The following is a 2,516-nucleotide window of genomic DNA, read 5'->3' as shown; positions in this document are numbered from 1 at the left end:
GTCATCATCTGCGGCGAGATCATGACGATGCCCGGCCTGCCCAAGTCGCCCTCCTCGGAGAAGATCTTCCTCAACGAGCAGGGCCAGATCGAGGGCCTGTTCTAGGCAGCGTTAGGAGCTGAAATGACGAAGGGCGCCGCACTGCTGCCGCGCCCTTTTTCTTTTGGCGTTGGTGCGGCTAGAGCAGTTCCAGGAAAAGTGTGAGCGGTTTTCCGTCCGGAATTGCGTCAAAAACAAAAAGCCAGAGCATTTCGCCGTTTCCGTGAAACGGTGAATGCTTTAGGCAGCGTTCCGCGTCAGCGCCCGCTGGTTCGACGCATAGATCGTGTCGCGCTCCGGCAGGGCGCCGGTCTTCAGGCAATCGATCCATTCGGCGGTCTTGAGCACCGCGGCGAAGCGCGACTGCAGCACCACGCTCACCACGCGATGGATGTCTTCGGCAGACGCGTAGCCGGCGCTGTTGGCGTAGGGAACCGAGCCGCTGGCATCCGAGAGGAACTCGACGGAAAAGCCCATATGCACCGCATGGATGATGGTCGACAGGTCGCAATTATGCGTCATGTAGCCGACGACCGCGATCGTATCGATGTGGTTGGCGCGTAGCCAGTTCTCGAGGTCGGTGCCTGTGAAGGCGGAGGGCAGCGTCTTCTCGACATAGTGGTCGCGGGCGCGCCCGGCGATCTCGGGATGCAGTTCGCCGCCATGGCTGCCCTTGGCGAAGATCGGCGAAGTCTCCGGCGCCATCTGCTTCACGACAACGACCTTGATGCCGGCAGCAGTGGCGGCGTCCATGGCGCGCGCCACGTTGGCGACGCTGTCGGCGAAGGGCGGATGCTGGATGGCGAGATTGCCGCCATTGTAGTCGTTCTGGACATCGACGACGACGAGTGCGCGGCGTGGCTGGGTGGCTGGTGCTGACATGGCGGTTCCTTTCGAGCGGGTTGATAGGTGGCGAAGCTAGGCCGAACATCTATTCCCAGAAAGTGGCCCAATTGACATTATTCGAAAAAATTGGGACACTCCTTGCCGTAACCTTGTGATGTCTGCCATGCGCAATCCGATCGTCGCCGTCGTCGCCTTCGACGGCATCAGCCCGTTCCACCTTTCCGTGCCTTGCCTGGTCTTCGGCGCGGACCGCACCAAGCTCGGCCTGCCGAGCTTCGATTTCCGCGTCTGCGCGGCGGAGCAAGGACCGATCCATACCGATGCCGGTTTGAGCATTTCGGTCCCGCACGATCTTTCGGCGCTCGACCAGGCCGACATCGTCATCATCCCAAGCTGGAAAGAGCTCGATGCTCCTCTGGCCGCGCCGCTCAAGCATGCGCTTGAACGGGCACATAAGCGCGGCGCGCTGATCGTCGGCCTCTGCCTCGGCACCTTCGCCATCGCCGCCGCCGGACTGCTGGCGGGACGCAAGGCCACCACGCATTGGGCCTATACCGACCAGTTGCAGACGCTGCACCCCGATATCGCCGTCGATGCCGACGTGCTCTATGTCGATGAAGGCGACATCGTTACCTCGGCCGGCGTCGCCGCCGGGCTGGACTGCTGCCTGCACATTGTGCGCGCCCGCTACGGCGCCGAGGCAGCGCTTCGGCTCGCCCGCCACGTCGTGCTGTCGCCGCACCGGCAGGGTGGACAGGCTCAGTTCATCGAGCGCCCGCTCGCGCCGACGCCAAACGCCGACCGGTTCACAAAGGCACTTGACGGGGTGCGGGCAACGCTTGGCGAAGCTCACACCCTGGACAGCGTCGCCGAAGCAGCTGGCCTCACCCGCCGCACCTTCACGCGTCGCTTCCAGAAGACGACCGGCACCAGCTTCGGCAGTTGGCTGGCCGAACAGCGCTTGGCGCTGGCGCAGAGGCTGCTGGAACAGACCGACAAATCGATGGACATGGTGGCCTTCGAGGCCGGCTTCGGCAGCGCCACGTCGCTGCGCCAGCATTTCGCGGCACGGCTCAGAACCTCGCCGATGCAGTACCGGCGCGAATTCTCGAAGGGCAGCGCACGGGTCGCCCTCAGCGGCGTGTAACCATCCGCGCCGGGTTGCCGACCACGGTCGCATTGGCCGGAACGTCGCGCGTCACCACCGCGCCGGCGCCGACGATGGCGCCTTCGCCGATGCTGACGCCGGCGAGGATCACCGCGCTGCCGCCGATCCACGCGTTGTCGCCGATCGTCACCGATTTGGCGATCTCCAATCCGGCCAGCCGCCCGGCGGCCTCGCGGTGATGCTCGGCGCAATAGATCTGCACATTGGGGCCAAGCAGCGTCCTCCTGCCGATCTTCACCGGAGCGGTATCGAGAATGGTGCAACCGGCGTTCAGGAAGGCGCCCTCGCCGAGAAACAGGTTGAAGCCGTAAGCGCAGTGGAACGGCGCCTCGATGCGCGCGCCCTCGCCTAGGCCGCCGAGCAGCGCTCGCAGTGTCGCGCCGATGTCGCCGCGCTGCCGGGGCGGCATGCTGTTGTGCTCGAACACTGCGTCGCGGGCGGTCACCCGCATCGCCTCCAGCTC

At 64.9% G+C, this 2,516-nt stretch carries 4 protein-coding genes; 2 read left to right on the top strand and 2 right to left on the bottom strand.

The features are described from left to right. On the top strand, positions 1-105 hold a 105-nt coding region (locus EOA60_RS28500), incomplete at its 5' end, for a formate--tetrahydrofolate ligase (protein ID WP_128312268.1). Positions 106-279: 174 nt separating this feature from the next. On the opposite strand, the gene EOA60_RS28495 is transcribed toward EOA60_RS28500, so the two are convergent. Continuing rightward, positions 280-921, bottom strand: a complete 642-nt coding sequence (locus EOA60_RS28495; RefSeq protein WP_095823296.1) for a cysteine hydrolase family protein — start codon at positions 919-921, stop codon at positions 280-282. A gap of 127 nt (positions 922-1,048) precedes the next feature. Here EOA60_RS28495 and EOA60_RS28490 point away from each other — a divergent pair, with 127 nt between their 5' ends. Further along, positions 1,049-2,032, top strand: coding sequence for a helix-turn-helix domain-containing protein (locus EOA60_RS28490; RefSeq protein ID WP_095823297.1), 984 nt, complete (start codon positions 1,049-1,051; stop codon positions 2,030-2,032). On the opposite strand, the gene EOA60_RS28485 is transcribed toward EOA60_RS28490, so the two are convergent. Continuing rightward, on the bottom strand, positions 2,019-2,516 hold a 498-nt coding region (locus tag EOA60_RS28485), incomplete at its 5' end, for a sugar O-acetyltransferase (protein ID WP_164899609.1). The two genes, EOA60_RS28490 and EOA60_RS28485, sit on opposite strands and share 14 nt — an antisense overlap.

It is taken from the genome of Mesorhizobium sp. M1A.F.Ca.IN.020.06.1.1, assembly GCF_004023265.1.
In the GTDB taxonomy this organism is placed as follows: Bacteria; Pseudomonadota; Alphaproteobacteria; order Rhizobiales; family Rhizobiaceae; genus Mesorhizobium.
This window is presented reverse-complemented; position numbering and strand designations above follow the sequence as displayed.